The following is a 23,094-nucleotide window of genomic DNA, read 5'->3' on the forward strand; positions in this document are numbered from 1 at the left end:
AGATCTCTAGCGCTGTTCTAGCCGATCTACGATCCGTTCCCAGAGGGCGTTGAAGAGTTCCTCTTTGGTGAATTCACGCTCACTTCCACCGAAGCTGCCCAGTACCGAGAGGTCCATCATCTTAAGCTTGGGAATTTCAGCCTCAACGTCGAAATAGGGCCCAGCCCACCCGTTGATTCCAGTAGCGAAGCTGCGGTGGTGATCAAGCCCAAATGTGAGCTTATCGTCACCCATACTGCCGCCCTTGTAGATGTCCAGCGAGTAGACAATCTCGCCGCGTTTCTCAATGCGAATCGAAATTCGCTCCTGAGTACGATTCACGGTACAGATGAAGCCCCGTGGGCGAAGCAGTGGTGCCGCAGTCTGAAACTGGCTACCGAAATAGTCGAAGACCACCTGAAGCTCTTCGTACTTGCTGAAGTCTCCGGGAACCACCTTCGGCAAACGCAGATTAAGGGCTTCCTGTACGACCTCACCGACTTCGCGCGCTTGCTGGCCGATATTCTCGGCTTGCCTCACCCGAGCGTGCAGTTGTTCTGCCAACAGCTCCGGCGAGTAGTCCTTCGCTCGTAGGTAATGAATGTGGGGATGGAGCAAGTCGGGTGGCACTTGCACGTCATCCATTAGAACGGGAAGGACATAGCCATCGCCTTGTTTAACGGCCGTCATCATAGCCGCAGAAAACTCATCCATCGGGATCGGCTTGGCGAGATACTCTGTCGAAATAAAGGGCACGAAATAGCGAGTCCGGGACGAGTAAACTTCGCGCTGCTCTCGGATGAAGCTCTTGCCCCACCACTCGTTGTTCATATCCCGGTCGTAGAACACGCGCAGGCCAAGCCGTTCACAACTGCGCACCGTTCGCTCAACATACTCGCGGTGCTCTCCGGCAAAGGAGACTGCCAAGTCATAAATCTCTTCACGGTTGGAAGTCATCTTGGTATTCTAGCCCCTATCTGCCGGGTCAGCGAATATGTGCTCGGGCGCGTACTTGACAGGAAACTCCAGAAATGTTCTTCCTGCTCTTCCTTTCCATGAAGGCTCATGCCATCGGGTGTACTCCATGCTTCCTGAGCAGGCGCTCTCTTGAAAATCCTCCTTCGGTGTGGTGATCGGTGTGTCAGGTGGTCGCAGGGTTGCTGTCGAGGGATACCTGGACGCCGAGGGCTGCGAGTTGGGCGAGGAGCCTTCGGGTCTGACGTTCTTTGCCGAGACGGTTGGTGAAGTAGTCGGCGCCGAGGTCCTGGTAGGGGACGAGGTCGTGGAGCATGTGCCAGGCGGCCTTCAGGATGGAGTGGCCGACGGCGACGGTGGCGCGCTTGCCGCCGCGGTGTGGGACCAGGCGTCGGTACTGGGCGCCGAGGTAGGTGCCCTTGGTGCGGGCCGCGGCGATGCCCGCCAGGAACAACGCTGTCTTGAGCCAGGTGTCGCCGTGACGCGTACGGCTGTGAAGGCGTTTGCCCGCCGACTCGTTGTTGCCCGGACACATGCCGGCCCAGGAGGCCAGGTGGCCGGCCGTGGCGAAACGGCTCATGTCCACGGCGTGTCCAGCAGATGAGGCTGCAGGCCAACGAGATGAAGGCATCGTGAAGTTCGAGTCGACATTCCCAGCGGACGGCGAGGCGTTTGAACTGGTGGCGCAGGGCGAAGTTTCTGCTCGACGACGTAGGGACTTTGCCCAGGCGCTTGATGTTCGGTACGCCCTTGCCGGAGATCGAGCGGGACTCCCCCGCGCCCCAGCTTGCCTGCCATGAGGTAGTCACCGTTTTCTGTAGGCGCGGAGCAGCGCACTATAGTCCGGCTCGTCGCCGTCCGCTTCGTCGTCGCCGTCGGGCTCGTAATCCTCGTCTGGTTCGAACTCGTTGTAGTAGTCCTCGGGCGAAATGTCCACGTCGACGTCGCCTCCAAGGGGTACGACCAGCAGGTCAAGCTCCCCCATCTCAAGGCGAAGGTCGCAGACAAAGCACCGAAAGATGCGGGGTGTCAGCACGACAGTCCACCTCTCTTCATCCACGGAGTTGTGACCCATCAACGAGCCCCGTGACGAGCACGCAGGACAGGCCGCTGACGCGGAGTGCTCGCCGATGAACCCCGGAGTGATCACACGAGCAACGGTGGTCAGCACGAGCTCCCGATCCCTCTCGTTGATGTGCCCATACCGCTCCGCGAAGACGCGCCGCGCTCTGGCAAGCTTGCCCTCCAGCCGAACACGAGCAGCTTCCACTCCCTCGCCGAGCAGCTTGTCGTGCAGCGCCTTGTAGTCACCCCAGTAGTCGGGCTCAATCGCAAGCTCAACAAGCAGCTGATCGATCACCGCAATGCAGTTGGTGAAGACCACGTTCACCTCTGCACGATCGTGGTACCCGCAGTGGGCAACGCCATTGCGTGCGTCAGCAAGCGGCCAGACCTGGGGCCTCGGGGGGATCTTGCCTTTCAAGATCTTCTGCACTCGGTCATACGCCTCACCGAGTTGGATCGTCTTGACCTGTGACCCCCGAACCTGCCGGAGTGCGCCATGCCCCGTGGCGTAGAGCATCGAATTGAAGTCCTTGCCGTCGACTATCAGCGTCGGGTGCAGCCTGACGAGGAACGCCTTGAGTAGATGCTCGGTGGCCACACCTGCAGGGCCTCGGCGTGAAGTCGACTTGAGCGGGTTCGCCCCAACTGGCCTTGCTGGTGGGGTAGGTGGCAACATGCGGCAGGCGCGGTTGCCAGCGATCATGTGAGTGTCTACGTCCCATGATCCTTGCTGGAAGACCGTGCCTGCTCTCGCTGAATCATCTCCCATGCCCGCCGGGCTTGACCAGCTCACCGCCTCGCCGTCTCTGGCGGCTCAGGAGTGTCCCGGCCTGCTGGTCTGTCTCGCGAGGGTGACTGATCCCCGTGATCCACGGGGCCGGTTGCATCCTCTGGTCGGCGTGCTCGCCATCTGTGCGGCCGCGGTGCTCACTGGTGCGACCTCTCTGCTGGCGATCAGCGAGTGGGCGGCCGACGCACCGCAACTGGTCCTGGCTCGGCTCGGTGCCCGTCGCGACCCTTTCACCGGCCGTCACCAGGCCCCGTGCGAGACCACGATCCGCCGGGTCCTGACCCAGGTCGACGGCGATGTGCTGGATCGGGCCGTCGGCGGTTGGCTGTCTTCCCGGCTCCCGCAGAGCGCCGGGAAGTTGCTGCGGGCGATCGCGGTGGACGGCAAGTCCCTGCGCGGAGCCGCCCGCGCGCACGGCCGGAAGATCCACCTCCTGTCCGCCGTCGACCACGCAACCTCCGTCGTCCTGGGGCAGGTTGATGTCGAGAACAAGACAAATGAGATCACATGCTTCCAGCCCCTGCTGGACGACATCGATCTGCGCGGGGCGGTCGTGACCAGCGATGCGATGCACACCCAGCGCGAGCACGCCGAGTACCTGACCGGCCGGGGAGCCCACTACATCGTGATCGTCAAGGGCAACCAGAAGAAGCTCCGCAAGCAGATGAAGTCCCTCCCCTGGAAGCAGATCCCGCTACAGAACCGCACTACCGAGAAGGGACACGGCCGAGGCGAGATCCGCCGCATCAAGGTCTGCACCGTCGCCGGCCTGCTCTTTCCCGGAGCAGCCCAGGCCATCGAGCTCAAACGTCGGCGGGTGAACCGCAAGACCGGGAAGATCAGCATCAAGACGGTGTACGCGGTTACCAGCCTGAACGCCGGACAGGCCAACCCGACCGAGCTCGCGGCCCTGATCCGCGGGCACTGGTCGGTGGAAGCTCTGCATCACGTGCGAGACACCACCTTCGCCGAGGACGCATCGCAACTACGGTCGGGCAACGCGCCCCGCGCCATGGCCACCTGGCGCAACCTCGCCATCGGAGCACTCCGCCTCATCGGCCGACAATGCATCGCCGCCGCCCTCCGGAGAAACGCCCGCGACGCCACCCGACCGCTGAACATTCTGGACATTCCATGATCGCGAACCGGTCATACCGACTTCACGCCGAAGCCCTGGCCACACCTGCGTGATGGACCGCCATGTCTTCCGAGGGCGGTCCATCAGAGAAGGCCTCGAATGCGGCGGTCATCCACTTGCGCGAGGAACGCGCGAGCCGTTCTGCGTCCATATGCATGAGTTGGACAGTAGAGGTCGACGCCCGGCGCAGGGCAGCGATTATGGAACCTAAGTGGGCGTTAAGTCCGTTCTTTCGTAGTTCAGGGTCGCTCGATCGGAGGACGGATCGTGGTGCGGGCCCGACACTCGGCATGGACATGCTGGGATGCCGGGCATGGGCAGAGAGGCGTATCTGAGTGACTTGTCGGACGAGCAGTGGTCGTTGATCGAGCCGATGATCACGGGCTGGAAGCAGGACCGGGTGGCGCGGTCGGCGACCGGGGACCCGGGGTCCTGTGATCTCCGGGAGGTCGTGAACGCGATCTTCTACCAGAACCGGACGGGCTGTCAGTGGCGTTATCTGCCGCATGACCTGCCGTCCTGGTCAGCGGTGTTCTACTACTTCACGCTGTGGCGCGAGGACGGCCTGGACCAGCGGATCCAGGAGCTCCTGCGCTGCCAGGTGCGGGAGAAGGCCCGCCGATTAGAGGACCCGTCCCTCGTGATCATCGACACCCAGTCCGTTCGTGCGGCAGCCGGTGTCCCGACGACCACGACGGGACTCGACGTCAACAAGAAGGTGTCCGGGCGCAAGCGCGGACTGGCCGTCGACGTTCTGGGCCTGGTCATCGGCGTCGTCGTCCTGCCGGCCTCCGCCCACGACAACGCCGCCGGCACCGCCCTGCTCGACCAGGCCGCCGAACGCTGCGGGAACCGTCTGGAGAAGGCCCTGGTGGACCAGGGTTTCAAGGACGAGGTGGTGATCCACGGCGTGCTGCAGGACATCGACGTCGAGATCGTCCGCCGGAACCCGGACGACAAGGGCAAGGGCTTCGTCCCGCAGCCCAAGCGGTGGATCGTGGAGCAGGTCAACGGGACCCTGTTGCTGCACCGGCGCCTGGCCCGCGAGTACGACCACCGGCCCGACACCTCCGCCTCACGCGTCTACTGGGCCTCCACCTCGAACATGACCCGCCGCCTGACCACACCGAGCCCCGCCTGGCGCGACGACCTCGGGCTGGCAGCGTGAACGTCACCGAACTCCTCGCCGCACTCCAAACCCAGCACGAGGCGGCCACCGCACGCGCCGGTGAACTCCGCGAGCAGATCGAACACCTCACCGCAGGGCTGGCCGAGACCGAGGCCCGGCTCGCGGAGCTGGACATCACCCGGAAGGTCATCGAGCAGGCCGCTCCGGCAGCAGCCGAACCCGAACCACCCCAGACGGAGATGAGCACCGCCTACCAGGCCATCGTGAACACCTTCAACCAGCACCCCGACCAGGCATTCCGGGCCCGTGAACTGCACGAACACCTCGACATGCCCATCGACGAGGCATCCGTCAACATCACCCGAAGCCGCCTCGCCCGCCTCCTCCGCCAAGGCTTCCTCACCCAACCCGGACGAGGCCGCTACCAGAAACGGACTTAACGCCCACTAAGAACTCGCAAAAGGATCACGGGTGGGTCCTTTTGAGGCGTCTCCAGCAGTGGTCGGGGAGATGGCCACGATCGATGACATGCCCAGGTGGGCCCCGGTGACGGCGTGCGACGACATTGACGCACACGTCGTCCAAAGCCGAGCGATGCGGAGCTTCCTCGACAAGTGCCCTGAGGTCGCCACCTCTCGTGCCGTACCCGGCGCCGCCGGATCCGTCGTAGCCGGCCGCCGCGCCTGCGGGGCCGCCGACTGGGGCCGGGAAGGAGCCGTTGCCGCCCGCGCCGCCCGCGGTGCCGTGCGTCGCGCCGGTGCCGCATGCGGTCGCGGTGCCTGCGGTGCGGCCTGCTCCGCCGGCGGCAAGTCCGGCCGCCGACCACGGCTCCCGCACGCCGACCTGGAGTAGGAGTGACCCAAGCATGGGTGGGTTCCACGTGCCGGAAGGGTTCGGCCCAGGCTCCGATCGGAATCGTGCCCGGCCTCCTGTGCCACGGGATACACCAGCGTTGCAAATGGCGCAAATAAGATGAATCTAAGCCAGCTCCTCCGCTAGCGTGTGCGGCTGTGGCCCCAGCGGGAGCCACATCAACACGCGAGCCCCCGGGGGCATTTGTGGCTTTCGACTTCTCCGCCTTCGATTCCGGGCCGGCCCCGACACCGACCAATCCCCGTGAGCTGTTCGACGCGCTTCCGCAGCGCGCCGAACGCTACGAGTTTCTTCGCGACCCGCAAGGACAGGTCCTGCAGGCGTGGTACAAGCGCAGGACCGCGAAGGACCTAGTCATCAAGCTCAACACCGGCGGCGGGAAGACCGTGGTTGGCCTGCTCATCTGCCAGTCGAGCCAGAACGAAGGCGTCGGCCCCGTGCTCTATCTAGCGCCGGACCCCTACCTGGCCCGGCAGGCCATGGAGCAGGCCCAGGGCCTGGGCCTGGAGGTCACAAATGACCCGAAATCCGCCCGCTTCGCCAGCGGTGAGGCGATCTGTGTGCTTAGCCTGCACCGGTTCGTCAACGGCAAGAGCATTTTCGGGCTCCAGGGCGATGGGCGACCGGTGACCGAGGTCGGCACGATCGTGGTCGACGACGCCCACGCGGCGCTCGCCACCGTGCGCGAGAAGTTCACCCTGACGCTCTCGCGAACCAAGTATTCCGAGCCGTTCGCCGCGCTGCTGGAGCTCTTCGCGGACGACCTGCGCCAGCAGTCCGCCAGCCAGTACCTGGACTTGACCACCCAGGACTCTTCGGCAGTGGCGCAGGTGCCCTTCTGGGCCTGGACGCGCCACATCGATACGGTCACCGAGACGCTTCATGCGCTGCGCTACGAAGATGATCTGGAGTGGTCCTGGCCGCTGATCAAGGAAGTGCTGCCGGTATGCCGTGCGGTCTTCACCGCCGACCGGCTGGAGATTCAGCCGCCGTACCCGCCGATCGGTAAGATCGCCAGCTTCTCGCGGGCGCGCCGCCGGGTGCACCTGACCGCCACCCTTGCCGACGACAGTGTTCTGGTGACCGACTTCGCCGCCGACCCCACCACCGTAGGAACTGCGATCACGCCGGCGAACGCTGGCTACCTCGGTGATCGGCTCATCCTGGCTCCCCAGGAGATCAGCCCTGCCATTCGGGAGAGCGAGGTGCGCGAAATGGCTGCGGACCTCGCCCAGCGGGTCAACGTAGTGGTTATCGTCCCGTCCTACCGCAGAGCTGCCGCATGGGCTGACTATGCGGAGATTACCGCCGCGGAGTCCGAAGGTATTGGTGACGCAGTCGCTCGTCTGCGAGCCGGTCACGTGGGCCTGGTCGTACTGGTCAACCAGTACGACGGGATCGACCTGCCGCGAACCGCGTGCGAGGTGCTTGTCCTGGACGGCCTTCCGCAGGCCTACGGCGGTTTGACGCGCCGTGAGGCGATCGTACTGGGTGACTCCGACGAGATGATCAACCGGCAGCTGCAGCGCATCGAGCAGGGCATGGGCCGCGGCGTACGGTCGGCCAACGACCACTGTGTAGTCCTGCTGCTGAGTCCCCATCTGTCGCAACTGATCGCCACGCCACGGTACCGCGCCAGGTTCGGACCCGCCACCCTCGCGCAGATCGACCTCTCCCGTAAGGTAGCTGCCACCCTGGTGGGCCAGCCGCTGGAGAAGATCGAGGGCGTGATCCGGCAAGTCCTGGACCGTGATCCAGCGTGGATCACCGCGTCCCGTGGCGCACTGGCCCCAGTCACCTACCCGGTCAGCACGATCTCGCCGGTCGCCGCACCCGCCCGCCTTGCTTTCGACCAGGCCGCACTGGGCCAGTACGCAGCGGCGGTGGGGCACATGAGCAAAGCTGTCGCCGCTGCTGCTGATCTCGCTGAACGCGGTTTCCTCCAGGAGCAGCTGGCTGCCTATCAACACTTCATCGACGAACCCAAGGCCCAGCAGACCCTCGTCAAGGCCTTGGAGTACAACCCTGCACTGCTGCGGCCCATCGCGGGCGTGAAGGCCACCCGTATCAAGGTGACCGACCCCCAGGCGGTGATGGCAGCCGCGTACCTGGCGCGCACCTACGCCAACCGCAACGACCTGTTGGTCGGCATCGACGTCCTGGTGGACGAACTCATCTACCACCCGAAGCGTGTACCCGCTTTCGAGCGAGCACTGGAGCGACTGGGGCGACTTCTCGGCTTCGAGGCTCAGCGTCCGGAACGTGCTACCGGCAACGGACCCGACGTCCTATGGGCTGTCGGAGATCTGAAGTACCTGGTGCTTGAGGCGAAGTCGGGCGCGACGGTCGACAAGATCTGGCGCTCCGACGTCGCGCAGCTGGCCCACTCTATGAACTGGTTTCAGCAGACGTACGACCAGAGCTGCAGCGCCACCCCTGTGATTCTGCACAGGGTCAACCTCCTGGAGCACAACGCGGTCGCTCCGCCGGGGACTCGGGTTGTCACCACTGCGACCATGGCGCAGCTGAGCGAGGCGGTGCGAAAGGCGACACTTGCGCTTGCCGACGCAGATAGTTGGGGCGATGCGACGGCGGTAGCCGAGCAGTACGAGGCTCATCGTCTCCTGGCCCAAGGGCTGACTGAGCGCTTCAGCGTCAAGCCGCGTGCCTCCTGACACCGCCTTGCCCTCGGACCGACTCACGGCCCTGGCCTGAGACGCCCGACCGCCGGTCGGGGAGCAGCTGCGCGCCGCCATCGCCGATCGAGAAGCCGCGGCTGAGCTAGCAGCAGGGGAAATGCCCCTCCCCGCTGCTGTGGCTTCGCTAGCTTGAGCTGGGTGAAACTGACCAAGCACGCTGCCGCTACGATCCGGTGGCCCGAATGACGTCTACGACTTCCCTATTCGCGTGCCGCCCAGACGACGTGACGCTGGAGCGCGTGCGCGAACTCGTGGCTATCGGGCAGCCTGAGAGCTTGACCTTGGAGTACAAGGAGAGCTTCGCTGCGAAGATCCCCGACTCGGTCGCGGCGATGGCCAACAGCTACGGCGGCCTGATCCTGGTCGGCGTGACCGAGCGCAACCTGGACGACCGGATCACCGGCGTTCCGGAGTCGACGATCGTTCAGATCGTCAGCGCCTGCCACCAGAAGCTGGAACCCCCGTGGGAGCCCGAGATCATCCCGGTGCCCCTGCCTGACAGCGGCGGCCTGATGGTGCTCGTGGTCCGCGTCGACCCCGCGCAGGCCCCCAGACCCCTACTGATTCAGGGGGCCGCTCCGATCCGGCTGCACGGCCGCAACGCTGTCGCCAGCCTGCCGCGCCTCATCCAGCTGATCACCGAGGCTCCACCTAAACTAAGGACGATCGGGCTGCGCTTGCCGCCCGCTGAACTCCCCCGAGACACTAACGGCCAGAACACGGCCGACTTTCTGGTCCGCACCGGCATGTTCGTCCCAGTCGACGCCTCGGCCACCTGGCGCCCGCTCTCCGAGAACGCGGTGGAGGCCTTCGCCAATGCCATGAACAGCTCCCCACTGCATCAGGCACTCTTCCGCTGGTGCGCCTCGCTCGGGGATGGCGGGATGAATCCCTTCCACCGATCCGGCTTCAACCGGGCCCGCACGGTTCGTCTGCTGTGGCAGGGCGGCCCTAACGGGGCGGAGCCCTTCCCGCTGGAAGCCATCGCGAAGCTCGACCTGCCGTCGTCCTACGGAGCCCCTGTCTCCCACCTCCAAGTCAGCCTGGAAGTCGTCGTACGCATCGGGTACGCCCTGAAGCTGCCCGGCAGCCCCCCGCTCGCAGTCGGCGCCCTTCGCGACCTCGTGGACTCCCTGGTGACCACGCTGGTCGGCGACCCCGTGATCACTGCCCTCGCCGCTCTGGCGGGAGTCGATCCGCTGGTCGTTCCCCAGCCCCTCGGGCTGGACTTCATCAGCGGCCCGGACGTGCCGGATCTGCTCGCCGGGAACGGACTGACCCCCATTCCCGACGCTGGCACCTCCCACGGAGCCAACCTCCTGGCCGACCCGGGCGTAGACCAGCGCGACCCCGGCGAGCGTCGCACCCTTGTCGACAACTGGCTCCAGCAGATCAGCCTGGATGCCGGCCTGCGCGGCATGGAGCAGGCGCTGGTCCGAGTCCACGCCGCCAAGGACAGTAACGCGTAGTTACAGCGACTGAAAGGCCGCTGCGCTGTGGCCCACGCGCGAGGCGCTGCGCCGGGATGCTCCTACGGAGCGCCTCGCGCGTTCAGCGGGCAGGAGGCCTCGCAGGATTCGCGAAGGCACGCACGAGGCGGGAGCCTCCTCCGGCCACCGACTCAAGTGAGTCTGTGATCCGATCCGGAAGAGGCAACTGAGATCAAAACTGAGACCAGAAACGCATAGCGTCCGGGGTTGCCCCCAACACGCCTTCCAACTGTTCGTCCGGGTGTCCGGACGGGTTCATCAGTGTCCTGAACTGGATCCATGTGGTCTGGTTGCAGGCGCTCGCACCGTGCTGAACGGGGGTGACTGCAACCCTCGGCACCCCCAGACCAGCTGACCACGAAGGCATGCGGCACCGGGACTCCTACAGGCGCAGCGCTCCGCACGGGGCGCCGAGGCGGCGGCCGTATTCGGTGAGGGCCAGCAGGCCGACTCCCCGGGCCGGAGTGTCGGCGTCGATCGACAGGGGGTCAATACTCAGCTCCCCTGCCAGCTTGGTGGCCATTTCGAGCAGTTCCCACATCCATTCATCGTCGTCCTCGTCAACTTCCAGGTGCTCCGCTGTCAACGCGGGCAGCCCGAGAGCCGTACGGCAATCTTGCTCGTACGCGAGTGGGGCCCCGAGTTCCAGGTGCTGTGTGTCGTCGCCCGGGATGTAGGCGAGGCGGCGTACGGTCTCGCCGCGCTCGGCGACCAGGACGGCCGAGCCGTCGCTCTGGGCTCCGTACCAGTACGCCTGGGCACGCCCGTACCGGGCGCTGAGGTGTTCGCACGCCTTCAGCACTGCGGCCTCGCGCTCAGCTGCACTGGGGTCGCACCAGGAGCCGACCACCAGGGTCCAGCCCGCGAGTTCAGGCGTGACGAAAACCCTTCGGTACTGGTGGTGCGGGTCGTCGTCGAGTCCGCCGTGGCTGTCGCAGTCCGCAGCGTCGACCCCGGCGGAGAACGGCACCGGATACGCAGCGGGCAGGCCCAGCATCTCCATGACGCCGGCCTGGTCGCCGGTACTCACCGCGATCCAGGAGAGAAAGCAGCACGAGATGGGGACCGGTATGTCGTCCATCAGCTTGATCTGGACAAGGCGCTCCAGCGCTGCTCGGTCACGCGCACTGACCGCCGCCTCGCCGCCGATCTCCGCCAAACACTCCAGTGCACCCCCGCGCGCCGTACCAGGCCCGTCACGGCGCACCATCTGCAGCAGCGGCACTACAACTGCTCCCCACGAGCAGAAGGCCCGGACTGCGGCCCGGCGTACCTCCTCGTCGCCGTCACCCAGCAGCGGCACCAGCAGATTTGCTACGGGCAGCGCGTCCTCGCCGCAGTCGTTGATGCCCATGACCGCTGCCCGGCGTACGAAAGGATCGTCGTGGGCCAGCGCCCGCAGGTATCCCTCCAGTGCGGGGGTTCCCAACCGGGTGAACACCCGAAGTGCCCGCCAATGCGATCCCGGCACCGCGTCTTGCAGGACATCGAGCACCGGATCGAAGGCCGAGGCGCCGATGCTGCACAGCACCGAAAGCAGCGCGGTCTCGGTCACCGGGGAAGTGTCGTCGCGCAGTTCGCCCATGAGGGCGGGCAGTGCCGCAGGACCGAGTGCGACCAAGCTGGCGACAGCGGCGTGCCGCTCGGCCTCCTCGCCGGCTGACAGGGCCAGAACCCACTGCCTCCCGGTCATGCCAGGTCCTTGAAGAGCGCGTCGTACGGTTCGCTCTCCGGCGTGAAGACCAGAAGGAAATCCCTGCCCGTCACAGTGACGGCCTCACGCAGCCGGGCCAACGCAGCGGCCTCCGTCGGAAGGGAGAGACCGAGGGCGGCTGCCGCCCGGTCTCGTCGAGCCCAGAGATCGGGCATGTCCTCCAGATACTCGGCAGCCAGCTCGCGGCTCTCCTCCGCAGTGAACGTCTGGCAGTCCTGCCACCACGGCACCACCAACAGCAGCCGCAGGAGCTCGGGCAGCCCGACGGCCACCAGAGCCGCATGGCCTTCGGAGTCCGCGAACAGAATCGGCCGCTCCTCGCCGCCTTCACCGCAGAAGAAGTACGTGCCCCCGGCCCCGTGACCGGCAAGGCCCTCCAGCGCCGCACCTGAGGCAAGGTGGACATCCTCGCCGTGGTCACCCTGGTCCAGGTCGAAGTCACCTGGCCAGGCCAGAAAAGCGGCGGCATCGTCGTGCGTGCGAATGACGGTGATCAGCGATTGCATGTACCGCAACCTAGTGAGGGGGACTGACAGCCCGCTGCGGGTAGCTGCAAGCCTCGCCAGTTCTGGAGCCAGGCACCTCTGCCCGACACGGCATGGGTAAAAGCCAGGACAACGACGGGTGAGCGACAACGATGAAGGGCCAGACGCAATGCGTCTGGCCCTTCATCTGCCCAGCTGGGCGGGTGCGGAGGATACGAGATTCGAACTCGTAAGGGGTTGCCATCAACACGCTTTCCAAATGTTCGCTTGGGGTCCGGACAAGATCACGAGCGTTCTGACCTGCGGTCAAATGGCTCGGCCACCTTCGCTCGGACGGTTCCGAACGGCGGTGAACGCAACCACAACTGAAACCATGGAGCAGCCTCGTCCCCGGCCGGTCGACTTACCCGCTTCGGCTCACTCCTCGAGCAGGTCAGGCCGCCACGCCTGTATGTCCCCATCAAAGTCGCCGTTGCGCACATCGCGCAGGGCCGTCGCGTATCCAACCTCGATGGCCTCGGTGATCAACTGTTGCAGCCTGGTCGGAGCGTACAAGAGGTCAGCGCCGGCGCCTGAGCATAGGTTGGCCGCAGCATGGCTGGCCGCGCGAGCATGCTCGCCAGGGACCGTCGCGATGTGGAGGTCTGTGATGACCTGTGCCACGTTCTCTATCTCTTCCTGCGAAGTCGAGGTCATGGCGGCGAGTATCCGCATATTGGCGATGGCAGGGAATGCCGCCTCCAGAGACAAGCAAGCAGACCCGCGATCCAGATCCTGCTGAACGGTGGTGAATGAGACCACCTCGGTCAATCGCCGGAGCGTCCGCCAGTACCTGAGAGTTCCTTGGTGATCTCGGCAATCCGCTGCTCCGTCTTAGCTGCGGCCTTGCGCTGCCGCTCCCCCTTCGCCTCGGCTGCCCGAAGCTCCGCAGCCAAGCGCTCTCGCTGCACCTCGCCTAGGAGATCTTCCGTGGGGCCGATGTGCACAGCCTCGACCACGCCTCGCCGCGTCTGACAGGTCGGGCAGTTCACGACGGCTGTCGAGTAGCGCTGATGGTCGCGGTGTTGGGTGTGGCAGACGGTGTGGTCGCAAGTGAGCGTGAGGTCCCAGTCGTCCAAGTCTCGTCTGTCGGTCTTGTGGGAGAACAGGATCTCAGCGATCGCCTTCGCCTGCTCCTCGCCCAGGGGAGGCGGCGGGCAGCAGTAACCGCAGTGCTGCGTGCGGGATCCGCTCATCGTCCAGCGCATAGCTCGGCAATCGCCGTGGCGCTCCTTGTAACGGGCCTCTGCCGCATCGTGCTCGGCCCGTTCCTCTGGCGTCAACCGCAGCAGCGGCGGCCGCTCACCAAGGCCGTCGAGAATCGGTTCACCACAACCGCGGCAGGGCTGGCCCGCCTTGAGTTCCTGCCGGCTTAGGTACATACCTTCCCGCACCCACTGCGCGCGCTTTTCCTCCCGGCGTCGGTCGTCCTCCTCCGCCTGCAGTGCTTCGCTACGGGCCCTCGCACGGGCTCGCGGTTGCCGCTGTTCTTCCGTCAGCTTGCCCACGGTGACCTCCGCTCCATTGCTCGCGAGCCCAGTGTGCGGGAGACGGTGCTCAGGCCCCTCGCTTTGACCGTCCTCGGCTTCCGTGTGATCAGAGGCGACCGATCTGGAGTAGCAACCGACCGCATTCGCAGAAGTCGTGGCGCGCGGCGGCTGATCGCAAGCCGAAAGGACCGCTTCGCCCCGCGCCGTACCGCCTACTAACCGGCCGACCATGGTTCGTGCGGTGGTGTTCAACGTGGGTGAGCGTTTGGTTGACGAAGCTCGGGATTATGAGACTTGGGTGGACCGGCTGGTGTGCCATGGCACACCTTCACGGCCATGTTCGGGGCGGTCATCGCTCAAGGCCGTGACTATCGCGAGACGTTCCAGGGTCCCGTCTGACCATGGAACGGGCGAAGTGCGCGGCCGCCGGATAGCCGGAGTGGTTCGGCGAGGGCGACCCTTACCCGACGTCCGGCTCACGCTGGCTGCTCTGTGCGAAGCGGTGCTGTGGGTAGGTATCGCCGGGAACCAGACCGTGCGGGCCGGCGGACTGCGTGGGGGTTGGACAAGGACCGTCAGCGCGTCAGGGCGCGAGGGGAGATTTCTGCACTGTCCCATCGAACCGGCCGATTTTGGCACAATGGCCCTTGACGTTGGGCGTTATTCGAAGATCAGCATCGTCTATGAATGAGCCCAAAACTGGTACCTGCAGGCCGGGTAACTGGAGTCGATCTGCTCGCAACATGGAAGACCGCGCGGCTTTGGAGACCACGGAACGGGGCATAGCTAGGGCTTATTATCGTTGTCAGTTTGGAGAGCGTGCTCCGTGATGACCGCGATGCGATGGAGGTCCTCGCGCAGCCGGTTGAATTCGACGGCCTGCTGTTGGTTCTTCAGTACGCTGGAAAGGGCAGCGGCAACCGTCTCCTGGTCGCTGTCGGTGCCGAGGATGCGGGCCGCGCGGGCCATCAGTTCGGTGTCGACGCCGACCAGTGGCGTCGTCGACGGAACAGATGGGGAGGGATGCGCAATGTTCCTGTCACCATTGGAGCGGTTCCTATGCGCGGCTGGCCCGGTGGAGGGAACGACGACGGGGACCGGGGCGGATGGGGCAATCCGAGGGGGCTCGGGGGCAACGGTGTCTGGACTGCCAAGCACGGTGACGACGGGCTTGTGATAGCTGACAAGCATGCCCTTGCGCGTCGTAAGAAGCACCATTTCGAGCGTGAGGTCACAGACCGCCTGGCCTTCGACTCGGCTCAGGTCGGCCTGCAGCTCGGCGCTCTGCTCGGCCATCTGCCAGGAGCTCGTCGGGAGGTGGAACTCTCCGAGAGCGGGGTCGGCAGCAAGCCTGAACACGAGGTCGGTGGAGGGCATAGGCCCCGTACCCGATCTCGCTGCTGCTCTGCGTTCCGCGAATAGCGAGGGACAGCCGCAGGGTTGGCCTTCTTTATCCTCCGGTGTCAGGAACTCGATACCGTCGCAATGGTGGACCCGCTTGTTCTGTCGCCAGAGGACCATGTGGGCCTGTACCGCGCCGGGCTGATCCATGATGATCCGTACACTCTCGTGTTCCGTCAGTACTTCCAGCGAGTGGTCACCACTCGCGCATGCAGTGGGCTGGCCACCCATCAGGCTGGCCACACCGGTTGCTACCCGCTCGATATCCGTGGTGACACGCCACGCATCCAGCGCTTGGGGCCGTCCATCATGGATTCGTCCGGTATGGAAACGCCCGACGCGGACGGCGTCGCTGGTTGTCATGCGGAGCCCTTCAGTTGGCCATCGAGCAGGCGATGATGGACGGTCGGTCCGGCCTTCTGTCCAAACAAGGTAAGAGCTCGAACTTGACTGACGAACCTCTTTCCGTGGGTTGAAGTAGCCCTACGTGCTTCTGATGGGTACAACCCCCTGGCCCTTGCGCAAGTTGGCCAGCACTTCGAAAGCACACGTCTTCTGGCCCGGTTCCTCGTCTTTAGGAGTGCTGTCTGCGGAGTCGGCCGCTTCCCGTGGCCGCCATCACGGCGGCCAGCTCGTGCCGGCGCGTGACCCAGTCGGTGGTGCCGTTCGCGATGGCTCGCCACACAGCCTCGATCGCGCCAGCAGGGCGCTCCCACGCGACGCCAGTTGTGGGTCAGCCCGCGCCGCTAGCGATCTGCCCATCGGCTTCCAAACCATACTTGTGCAAGCGATCGCCTTCGTCGCGCCGCCCTAGTTCCTTCAATAGATCCGCCATCTCGGCGATAGCAAATGGTTCTCCCGCCAGGATTGCCTTCCTGTACCAGGAGAGTGCTTCCTCTCCTGGGGACTGTCGCGCGGTGAGGAACGCCGTGAGATGGAGCGCCGATGTGTGGCCCTGTTCGGCGAGTTGCTTCGCGCGCGACACTGCCTACCGCCCGAGGTGTCAGGGCTGGTCGTCGCCTCCCGTCTGGCGGATGCGCGCTCGACCCTTTCCCTTCGCGCGCTGGTCCACTTCGTCCAGGGGGGCTGCGGCCCCCGGGACCGCGGCTGGCGGAACCCGGTGTCCGGCGGCCTGCTCGATGACGGCGTCGTCCCGCCCGTCCGCGGCCTGGGACACCCGGCGGCCGCCGGGTGCGGGGGCCGGAACCGCCGGCGCGGAAGCCCAGGCCGCCAGGGTGAACAGCACCGCCGCGGCCACGACGGCTCCGACCGCGGTGCCGACCGTCCAGCGGGCTCCGTCGTCATCGGGCAGCCATCCCCACGAGGCGGTGCCCACCACCCAGAGCACCACGACGGCCGCCGCCACGGACGACACAGCCGCCACCGTCTTGCGTACGGGGCCCGACATCGCGCACCACCCTTCCTCACGGCCCGCCACAGGGCCGGCCGATGACAGCAAGGCGACCAACATGGCACAGCCGCCGTCCACTTGTGTCGATTCGACTGCACTCGATCATGCTTCTCCGTCAAGCTGTGCCGCATGACGGCACGTGCCCCCGGTGATGGACCCGATCCGGCGGAGCAGGTCCACCAGCAGGCACGCGCGAAGGGCCACGCGCAGATCCATCAGGTCCACGGCGGGACCCAAAACGTCGTCCATCACCACCACTACCCTGGTGACAGCGCCCCGGCACCGCTGGCCCTGCCCGATCTGCGGGTGTGGATCGAGCGGCTCGCCTCGGACTACCGGGCTCTCATCTCCGCGGGAGACCTGCCGCCACAACGACGCCGGCGTACGGACGGACTCGTCCAACTCGACGCCCTCCGGCACGAGTTGGACGGCGCGACCGGACCTCGGCACGGCAAGAACCAGATGCGCAGGCTGCTCGCCGCCGGCGCCGCGCAGTACCTCCACCAGGCCGCGCGGCCTCCGACCGACCCGCTCCCCGAGTCGGTGATGGTCGACCTCGCGGTGTTCGCCCTATGGCCCGTGGTCCAGACGCCGCAGCTGCCAGATGGGTGGCAGGACCACCTCGCCGAACTCACCGCGCCCCGCCTGGCCATGCTGGTGACCCAGGCGCGCGAGGCCGGCCGGCGCGGACACCCGGTCCCCGCTGACGTGTTCAGCCGGGCCCTGGCCGACAGGCCCTTCGCCCACGGCATCCTGGCGCTGCTGGAGGACCTCGGTGATCCCCGGGGCGGCGGGGCCTGCCTGACCCCGATCGCCCTGGCCGGAGGTTTCCCGCCGCCGCCCAGGAAAGCCGGTGCGAAGGCCGTGCTGGTCTGGCTTCTCGGCGTCGGCGCGGGCGCGGGAGGCGGTGTGGGCGGGGTCGAGGCCCCGGAGGCTGCGGAACGGGCCTGGCGCTGGCTCCAGGACAGTGTCCGCGGATCCGGGACGACCCCCGCGTCGGGAAGCGGCGACTTCAATGACCAGGACGTGGACCAGCACCGCGGTGGCGGTGGCCGGGCCTCCCACCCAGGTGGTCACGGCGCCGGCCCGGTGGCCGGGAACGGGTCCGGCCACGGGTTCGGCGGTTTCATCGATGACCTCTTCCACTAAGACCGGGTGAACTCATGGGCGTGATGGACCTCCTCAAGCAGTTCCTCGTCTCGACCTTGATCGCCGGTACCCTCTGGGCCGCCGTGACCGCGCTGCTGCACCTCATGAGCTGGGGCTCCGTGAGGGTGATCCGCCTGGTCCACCGAATGCGCCATGAAATCGGCAGGATGCCCCAGGGAAGTGTGTTCCACTGCCGGGACGGCCGGGTGCACGTGACCGTGTACAACGCGGCGACGGACCAAGAGGTGAGCCTCCCCATCGCCCGCTTCGGCCGACCCTCGCTGCTCGTCTGGCAGCGAGGGTCCGGCATATCGAGAGCCGCCTTCCGCCGCCGGACGACCGCGGAGCTCTCCTTGCGCTCGGCGGTGCTGCTGCTGGTATCCGTGCCGGTGGTCGCGGTCTGCGCGTGGCTCGCCCTGACCGAGAGCTGGCTGTGGGTCTACGTCCTGCTCTCCCTGGTGGCCCACCAGATCGCAGTGGCCAGGACGGGGCAGGTGATCTACCTCAAGTACTTCGCCCTGAGCGCGGTGACGGGATACCTCTTCCTGCACCGCGCGCGCTTGTGGCATCCGTCCCCGACGGCCGCCGCGTCGATGCTCTTCGCCTACGTCATCCTGTCGTTCGGCTTCTTGGCGGTCTTCGTCGATGACGAGCGGGCGGGCGTGTAGGGGCCGCAGCCGCTCCTCTGTCGACGGCCCGCTGGACCTCGCAGCCCCGGCAGACGCCGGACGGACCGGGCTCACTGCCGCGATCGGGACACAGCCCCCGCTCGGCGCTCTGGGCACGCCGACGAGCCGCCGCCGGCCGCACCTCACGGAACGGTATGGGTGCTTACCGGTAGCAGGCCCGGCAGGTGAACGACCAAGAGGCGCAGGACTTCGGGATATCCACCGATCACGAAGTCGTTCTCGGCGCCGGGGCCTTGGGCGACGGGGTGGTCCACCTACGACGGCGCCCAGCGCCTGAGGCGGACGCGGAGCCGGTGGACTACGCCTCCAAGTAGGCGATCATCCTGCGGAGCGTTTCCACATTGTCCATGACCTTGCCCAGCGCGATGTTGCAGCTCATGCAGAGCAGACCCCGGTGGTGCCCGCGGGCATGGCAGTGATCGACATTGGCATCCCCCATCCGGAAGTCAGCGGTATCGACCGTGGTGAAGGGTCGCCGGCACGTGGCGCACGCGTGGTCCTGCTCTGCCAGCATGCGCGCGATGTCGTCGAATGTGAGGCCGTAGCCAGCCCTCAGGTTGCTCTTCGCGTTCGTGATCCGGGTGCACTCATTGCAGATGCGGCCCTCGCCGTACTGCTTGAAACCAACCTCGTAACGGCCCCCACGCCACAGACGACCCTGCAGTCCGCACACCGCGGGCTACGCCTTGGGCTGCAGGTATCGGTCCCAGATCTGGGCCTTGCGGTAGGGGCCGTTCCCGGCGGCGTCGTAGTGCGGTTCATCGAAGCTGACCCAATACACCAATTCCCCACTTCGTGCGTGGGGATGCCGGACCGGCTCGGGGGCGCCGAGTGCATCGATCGCGCCAAGGAACTCGCACTGCCACGGCCCGTCCCACTCTGCATCGCGCAACACGCTGACCCGACTGCCCGGAGTCAACGCAGCGGCCGGCCAATGCTGGTCGAGAGGGCGACCAAGAACGTGCTCGACGGCTTCACGGTCTCGTACGCTCGTCGGATCAGGAACGGAATTGGAGCTCATGCGCTCATCTTCCCGTTCAACCTCGCAGAGCCCCACAGGTTAAACGGCAAGCGTACGTCCAGCAGTCCGGGCGTCATCGCAGCTCAGAAGGGATGAGGGTGATGTAACCGGACGTCAAGCTCAGGATAGCCAGCCGGTGAAAGTCCGGTCCGGGGAGACGCCAGGGTCCCCGGTAGCTGACTCCCGGCGTCACCCGAAATGGTGGCGTCGAAGTGGAGTGACAAGCGCCCTCCGGGGGCGTGCAACCGACCAGTCCGCAACATGAAGTGAAGCCTGCAGCGTCGTCATTTAACCCCCGCCCATGGGCGGGCCAAGGAGGAGCCGAGCCTGTGCTTGTTTGGCGAAGGCCACGGAAGGCGATCTCGGACCTGGAGCGGTCGCCGAAGAACCTCCCGGCGTAAGGGGCGTGGAATGGTCGGAAGGTTGTCCTGGGAACTGGAGAGAGCCTCCTCGGCCCCGGGTTTGCGGCCCGGGAAGCGTGACCTTCCTATAACCGGCAGAACCGGGAAATGGAGGGTTGCCGAGAGGCAGTCGGAGGGGGTCGTAGTAGTGATGATCGGCGGGACAACACAACCCGCTGGGAGCGAAGGGCCCCTGCTTCATCGATGCGATTCGCGAACATGGAGGGACTCGGATGAGTGCCGTTTCGGCTAGTTCCATCCGCCGGGAGGAAGGCGCCGCAGGACCGGGCCGTCGTTCTCTGGACAAGGTCCGAACCCTGCAGCGGACGCTTTACCGCTGTGCCAAGCAAGAACCCGAACGCCGGTTTCATACCCTGTATGGCCATGTCCACCGCATGGACGTTCTCAGGCGGGCATGGGCCGGTGTGTGCGCAAACCGAGGAGCCCCCGGTGTGGACGGCATGACCGTCGAGGCGGTGGAAGCCTCGGGGGTGGATGCATTCCTCCAGGACCTTTCGCAGAGACTACGGACGCATACGTATCGTCCGTCGGTGCTGCGACGGGTCCAGATTCCCAAACCGGGGCGGCCGGGCGAGCTCCGGCCGCTTTCGATCCCCACCGTGGCGGACCGGGTGGTGATGACGGCCGCGAAACTGGTCCTGGAACCAGTATTCGAAGCCCAGTTCACCGAGGCGAGCTACGGATTTCGGCCGAAACGGTCCGCGATCGACGCGTGCGAAGCCGTGCGCGTCGCGGCGAACCAGCGGCGGGAGTGGGTGTTCGAGGCCGACATCCGGGACTGCTTCGGCACGATCGACCATGAGGCGCTGATGGCCCAGGTGGCACGGCGTGTGGTGGACCGGTCGATGCTGAAGCTGATCCGGGCCTGGCTGTGGATGGGAGTTCTGGAGGGCGGGGTGACATCCCCGACCGGGGCAGGAACCCCACAGGGCTCACCGATTTCCCCGTTGCTGGCGAATATCGCGCTGCACGTTCTCGATGAGGCGTGGCAGAGCGAAGGCCGCCGGCTGGGGACACTGGTGAGGTACTGCGATGATTTCGTGGTCCTGTCGCCGACCGCACAACGGGCTGAACAGGCCCGTGAATTGGCGGCGCGAGTGCTGGAACAGCTCGGGATGCGCTTGCACCCGGAGAAGACCGGCATCATCTGCCTCACCGGAGGCGGACAGGGCTTCGATTTCCTTGGCTTCCACCACCGGAAGATGGAGTCGTGGAAATGGCGGGGCAAGTACTACTTGCAACGCTGGCCTTCGGCCAGAGCGATGCGGGTGCTGCGGGACAAAGTCCGCGCGGCGACCGCTCGTTCGAAGACTGAACGGCCAGTATCCGCTGTGGTAGCCGATCTCAACCCCGTGCTGCGGGGCTGGGCTGCGTACTTCCGCAACGGGAACTCCGGGCGGAAGTTCAACGTAGTTGATGGCTACGTCCACGAGCGGCTGGCGATTTTCGCCAGCGCGAAACACAGACTCGCGGGCAGGAACTGGGCCACCCGATTTACGTACGGGTGGATCACTCGGCTCGGTGTCTACCGTCTTACCGGAAATGTGCGCAGGGCGACGGCGCATGCCAGCCGGTGAACGATGTCGGAAAGCCGTGTGCGGGAGAACTGCATGCACGGTTTGAAGCGGCGGGGACTGGAAACGGAGCGTCAGCCACCGCGCCAGTCCCCGACCCTACTAAGCTTGGCGTTTGACCCCGATAAGATCATTTCTCGTCGGGGTTTGTCGTTTGGCTGACAACGGGAACGGCCGCCCGCGATTCTTCGGAGTGTCGAGCTTCGAAGTGCCACTGACCGGCCGTTGTGATGAGTGTGCTGGATGGGGTCGGCTACGTCGACCAGTTGAGCGTGTTGTCCGGGTTTCGGCGGGACCTCTACGGCTGCCTGGACGTGCGTGGTGACGCATTGTTCGAGCTGGTCGACGCCCTGCTGTGCACGGAGGGGCCAGTCAAGACACTGGTCGCGCGAAGGGCATGTCCTCCGGCATGGCATCCAGATCAGCAGGAGAACGCTACGAGCCGGTGCGGTCATCCCGTGGACGCGGTCTTGAGGCTCTCCACGATCTGGGACGGAAGGATTGCCCGTACCGGGGCGCTGTCGGCAGAGGCGAGGTAGGCGAGGAGCCTTGTCGGCTGCTCCGGCCGGCCGAGAGGGACCGGTTCGATGCGGCGCCACCCCCGCGCGGACGCCGCCTTGATAGCGGTCAGGTAGGTGTTCTCGCTCATGCGCCCCAGGGTCCGGGCGCGCATGAGCAGAGCGGCGAGGGACACCTGCCATTGCCGCTTGAGCGCGAACAGGGCCGGCCAGTCGACCGTGGTCGGCAACTGGTCGTGGATGTCCTCGGCGGGCATAAGGAAGGCCGCCGCGAACTGGTGAGCCTGGGTCTCGACCTCTTTGACACCCCAGATCTGCTCGCCGTGCAGCACGAGGTGGGCGAGTTCGTGCGCGCTGTCGAAGCGGGATCGGGCCCGGTCGTTCTTGTCGGTGCCCAGCACGATGACCGGATGGTCGGAGAAGGGCAGGGAGAAGGCGTCAACGTCCGTGTTGTCGAGGGGGAGGCGGGTCACCGCGATCCCGTGCATCTCGAGAAGTTCCACGACGTTGGGGACCGGTCCTGAGGGTAGTCCCCACATCGCCCGTACCCGGGCTGCGGTCTCCTCAATCTCGGCCCGCTCGGCCTGCAATCCGCTCACAGGGAGCATCGGCACGTCGCCAGAGCAGAACCGTTGCGCGGACGAGGCATGGACGGCCAGATCGTGGGCGACGTGCGCGATGGCTCGCGCGCGGCGGCGGTCAGACACCGAGGTCCGGCGCAGCGACCGGAAGAAGCCCTCATGACTTTCGACCATCGCTTCATGGAAGAACCCCGGGGGTACCGCAAGAACCCCGGCCAGGACACCGGTCGTGTCCGGGCTGGGCCGTGCCGCGCCGCTCTCGAACTGGCTGATCGCGGCAGGAGTGAGCCCGCTCTCGCGGGCGAGCTGCGTCTGGCTCAGCCCGGCCAGTTCGCGGGCGGTCCGCAGCCGAGTGCGCTCGAACGCCTGCGTGCTCATCTTTCCCCTTGCTCGACCTGTCTGATCTTGGTCTCCACATCTTGGCGGAACACGGATCCCGCACACGCTCCAGGGTGCGTGGCC

22 protein-coding genes and 2 pseudogenes are annotated in these 23,094 nt (G+C 66.0%); 11 read left to right on the forward strand and 13 right to left on the reverse strand.

The window, feature by feature from the left end:
* Positions 1–6: 6 nt before the first annotated feature.
* The 3 genes from C8250_RS08850 to C8250_RS08860 form a co-directional block, all read right to left on the reverse strand.
* On the reverse strand, positions 7–936 hold the full coding sequence (locus C8250_RS08850) for a toll/interleukin-1 receptor domain-containing protein (protein WP_138354024.1): 930 nt from the start codon (positions 934–936) through the stop codon (positions 7–9).
* Positions 937–1,120: 184 nt separating this feature from the next.
* Positions 1,121–1,534, reverse strand: a complete 414-nt coding sequence (locus C8250_RS08855; protein ID WP_244809040.1) for a transposase — start codon at positions 1,532–1,534, stop codon at positions 1,121–1,123.
* Between the two features lie 225 nt (positions 1,535–1,759).
* On the reverse strand, positions 1,760–2,617 hold the full coding sequence (locus C8250_RS08860) for a hypothetical protein (protein ID WP_138354025.1): 858 nt from the start codon (positions 2,615–2,617) through the stop codon (positions 1,760–1,762).
* 169 nt (positions 2,618–2,786) lie between these two features.
* Between C8250_RS08860 and C8250_RS08865 the strand changes: the two genes are divergently transcribed.
* The 6 genes from C8250_RS08865 (at position 2,787) to C8250_RS08890 (ending at position 10,117) form a co-directional block, all read left to right on the forward strand.
* Complete coding sequence (locus tag C8250_RS08865; RefSeq protein WP_274599395.1) at positions 2,787–3,947, forward strand: ISAs1 family transposase; 1,161 nt, start codon at positions 2,787–2,789, stop codon at positions 3,945–3,947.
* A 313-nt stretch (positions 3,948–4,260) separates the two neighbouring features.
* On the forward strand, positions 4,261–5,115 hold the full coding sequence (locus C8250_RS08870; RefSeq protein ID WP_138359010.1) for an IS5 family transposase: 855 nt from the start codon (positions 4,261–4,263) through the stop codon (positions 5,113–5,115).
* Positions 5,112–5,516: a hypothetical protein gene (locus tag C8250_RS08875; protein WP_187144790.1), complete on the forward strand. Its 405-nt coding sequence runs from the start codon at positions 5,112–5,114 to the stop codon at positions 5,514–5,516. Before C8250_RS08870 ends, C8250_RS08875 begins: the two co-directional genes overlap by 4 nt.
* An 88-nt stretch (positions 5,517–5,604) precedes the next feature.
* Entirely contained in the window at positions 5,605–5,928 is a 324-nt protein-coding gene (locus C8250_RS08880) for a hypothetical protein (protein ID WP_187144791.1), read from the forward strand.
* 206 nt (positions 5,929–6,134) lie between these two features.
* A complete protein-coding gene (locus C8250_RS08885; RefSeq protein WP_138359014.1) occupies positions 6,135–8,624 on the forward strand; it encodes a DEAD/DEAH box helicase in 2,490 nt (829 codons plus the stop codon).
* Between the two features lie 263 nt (positions 8,625–8,887).
* Positions 8,888–10,117 (forward strand): ATP-binding protein, encoded by a 1,230-nt coding sequence (locus C8250_RS08890; RefSeq protein WP_187144792.1) that lies wholly within the window; start codon positions 8,888–8,890, stop codon positions 10,115–10,117.
* A gap of 403 nt (positions 10,118–10,520) precedes the next feature.
* On the opposite strand, the gene C8250_RS08895 is transcribed toward C8250_RS08890, so the two are convergent.
* From C8250_RS08895 to C8250_RS08910, 4 genes are all read right to left on the reverse strand, one after another.
* Positions 10,521–11,831, reverse strand: coding sequence for a HEAT repeat domain-containing protein (locus C8250_RS08895; RefSeq protein ID WP_138359018.1), 1,311 nt, complete (start codon positions 11,829–11,831; stop codon positions 10,521–10,523).
* Positions 11,828–12,358 (reverse strand): hypothetical protein, encoded by a 531-nt coding sequence (locus C8250_RS08900; RefSeq protein ID WP_138359020.1) that lies wholly within the window; start codon positions 12,356–12,358, stop codon positions 11,828–11,830. Before C8250_RS08900 ends, C8250_RS08895 begins: the two co-directional genes overlap by 4 nt.
* A gap of 396 nt (positions 12,359–12,754) precedes the next feature.
* Positions 12,755–13,147 carry a hypothetical protein gene (locus C8250_RS08905; RefSeq protein WP_138359022.1) on the reverse strand — a complete coding sequence of 131 codons (393 nt, stop codon included), beginning with the start codon at positions 13,145–13,147 and terminating at the stop codon, positions 12,755–12,757.
* Positions 13,144–13,884 (reverse strand): hypothetical protein, encoded by a 741-nt coding sequence (locus C8250_RS08910; RefSeq protein ID WP_138359024.1) that lies wholly within the window; start codon positions 13,882–13,884, stop codon positions 13,144–13,146. The genes C8250_RS08905 and C8250_RS08910 overlap by 4 nt, the downstream gene beginning before the upstream one ends.
* Positions 13,885–14,095: 211 nt before the next feature.
* On the opposite strand from C8250_RS08910, the pseudogene C8250_RS43425 reads away from it, so the two are divergent.
* Positions 14,096–14,416, forward strand: a pseudogene (locus C8250_RS43425) (haloacid dehalogenase); the annotation flags it as partial.
* Between the two features lie 236 nt (positions 14,417–14,652).
* Here the strand turns inward: C8250_RS43425 and C8250_RS08915 are convergent.
* The 3 genes from C8250_RS08915 to C8250_RS08925 all read right to left on the reverse strand — a co-directional run bounded on the left by C8250_RS08915 (position 14,653) and on the right by C8250_RS08925 (position 16,675).
* Positions 14,653–15,630, reverse strand: a complete 978-nt coding sequence (locus tag C8250_RS08915; RefSeq protein WP_138359026.1) for a hypothetical protein — start codon at positions 15,628–15,630, stop codon at positions 14,653–14,655.
* A gap of 370 nt (positions 15,631–16,000) precedes the next feature.
* The gene (locus tag C8250_RS08920; RefSeq protein ID WP_138359028.1) at positions 16,001–16,252 is read right to left on the reverse strand and encodes a hypothetical protein; all 252 of its coding nucleotides are present in this window, start codon (positions 16,250–16,252) and stop codon (positions 16,001–16,003) included.
* Between the two features lie 18 nt (positions 16,253–16,270).
* The gene (locus C8250_RS08925) at positions 16,271–16,675 is read right to left on the reverse strand and encodes a hypothetical protein (RefSeq protein WP_138359030.1); all 405 of its coding nucleotides are present in this window, start codon (positions 16,673–16,675) and stop codon (positions 16,271–16,273) included.
* A 132-nt stretch (positions 16,676–16,807) separates the two neighbouring features.
* On the opposite strand from C8250_RS08925, the gene C8250_RS08930 reads away from it, so the two are divergent.
* Entirely contained in the window at positions 16,808–17,827 is a 1,020-nt protein-coding gene (locus C8250_RS08930) for a hypothetical protein (RefSeq protein WP_138359032.1), read from the forward strand.
* A 14-nt stretch (positions 17,828–17,841) separates the two neighbouring features.
* Positions 17,842–18,495, forward strand: a complete 654-nt coding sequence (locus C8250_RS08935) for a hypothetical protein (RefSeq protein ID WP_138359033.1) — start codon at positions 17,842–17,844, stop codon at positions 18,493–18,495.
* A gap of 319 nt (positions 18,496–18,814) precedes the next feature.
* Here the strand turns inward: C8250_RS08935 and C8250_RS08940 are convergent, their stop codons facing one another.
* Both C8250_RS08940 and C8250_RS08945 read right to left on the reverse strand, forming a co-directional pair.
* Positions 18,815–19,189, reverse strand: coding sequence for an endonuclease VII domain-containing protein (locus C8250_RS08940; RefSeq protein ID WP_138359035.1), 375 nt, complete (start codon positions 19,187–19,189; stop codon positions 18,815–18,817).
* 6 nt (positions 19,190–19,195) lie between these two features.
* The gene (locus C8250_RS08945; RefSeq protein WP_138359037.1) at positions 19,196–19,537 is read right to left on the reverse strand and encodes a ferrous iron transport protein A; all 342 of its coding nucleotides are present in this window, start codon (positions 19,535–19,537) and stop codon (positions 19,196–19,198) included.
* Between the two features lie 796 nt (positions 19,538–20,333).
* On the opposite strand from C8250_RS08945, the gene ltrA reads away from it, so the two are divergent.
* Together ltrA and C8250_RS44805 are read left to right on the forward strand one after the other, a co-directional pair.
* The gene (gene ltrA / locus C8250_RS08950) at positions 20,334–21,536 is read left to right on the forward strand and encodes a group II intron reverse transcriptase/maturase (protein WP_274599420.1); all 1,203 of its coding nucleotides are present in this window, start codon (positions 20,334–20,336) and stop codon (positions 21,534–21,536) included.
* A 227-nt stretch (positions 21,537–21,763) separates the two neighbouring features.
* Positions 21,764–21,919, forward strand: a pseudogene (locus tag C8250_RS44805) (transposase); the annotation flags it as partial.
* Between the two features lie 65 nt (positions 21,920–21,984).
* Here C8250_RS44805 and C8250_RS08955 read toward each other — a convergent pair.
* A complete protein-coding gene (locus tag C8250_RS08955; protein WP_138357976.1) occupies positions 21,985–23,010 on the reverse strand; it encodes an XRE family transcriptional regulator in 1,026 nt (341 codons plus the stop codon).
* Between the last annotated feature and the right edge of the window lie 84 nt (positions 23,011–23,094).

Source organism: Streptomyces sp. So13.3 (assembly GCF_005860785.2).
Taxonomy (GTDB): Bacteria; Actinomycetota; Actinomycetes; order Streptomycetales; family Streptomycetaceae; genus Actinacidiphila; species Actinacidiphila fildesensis.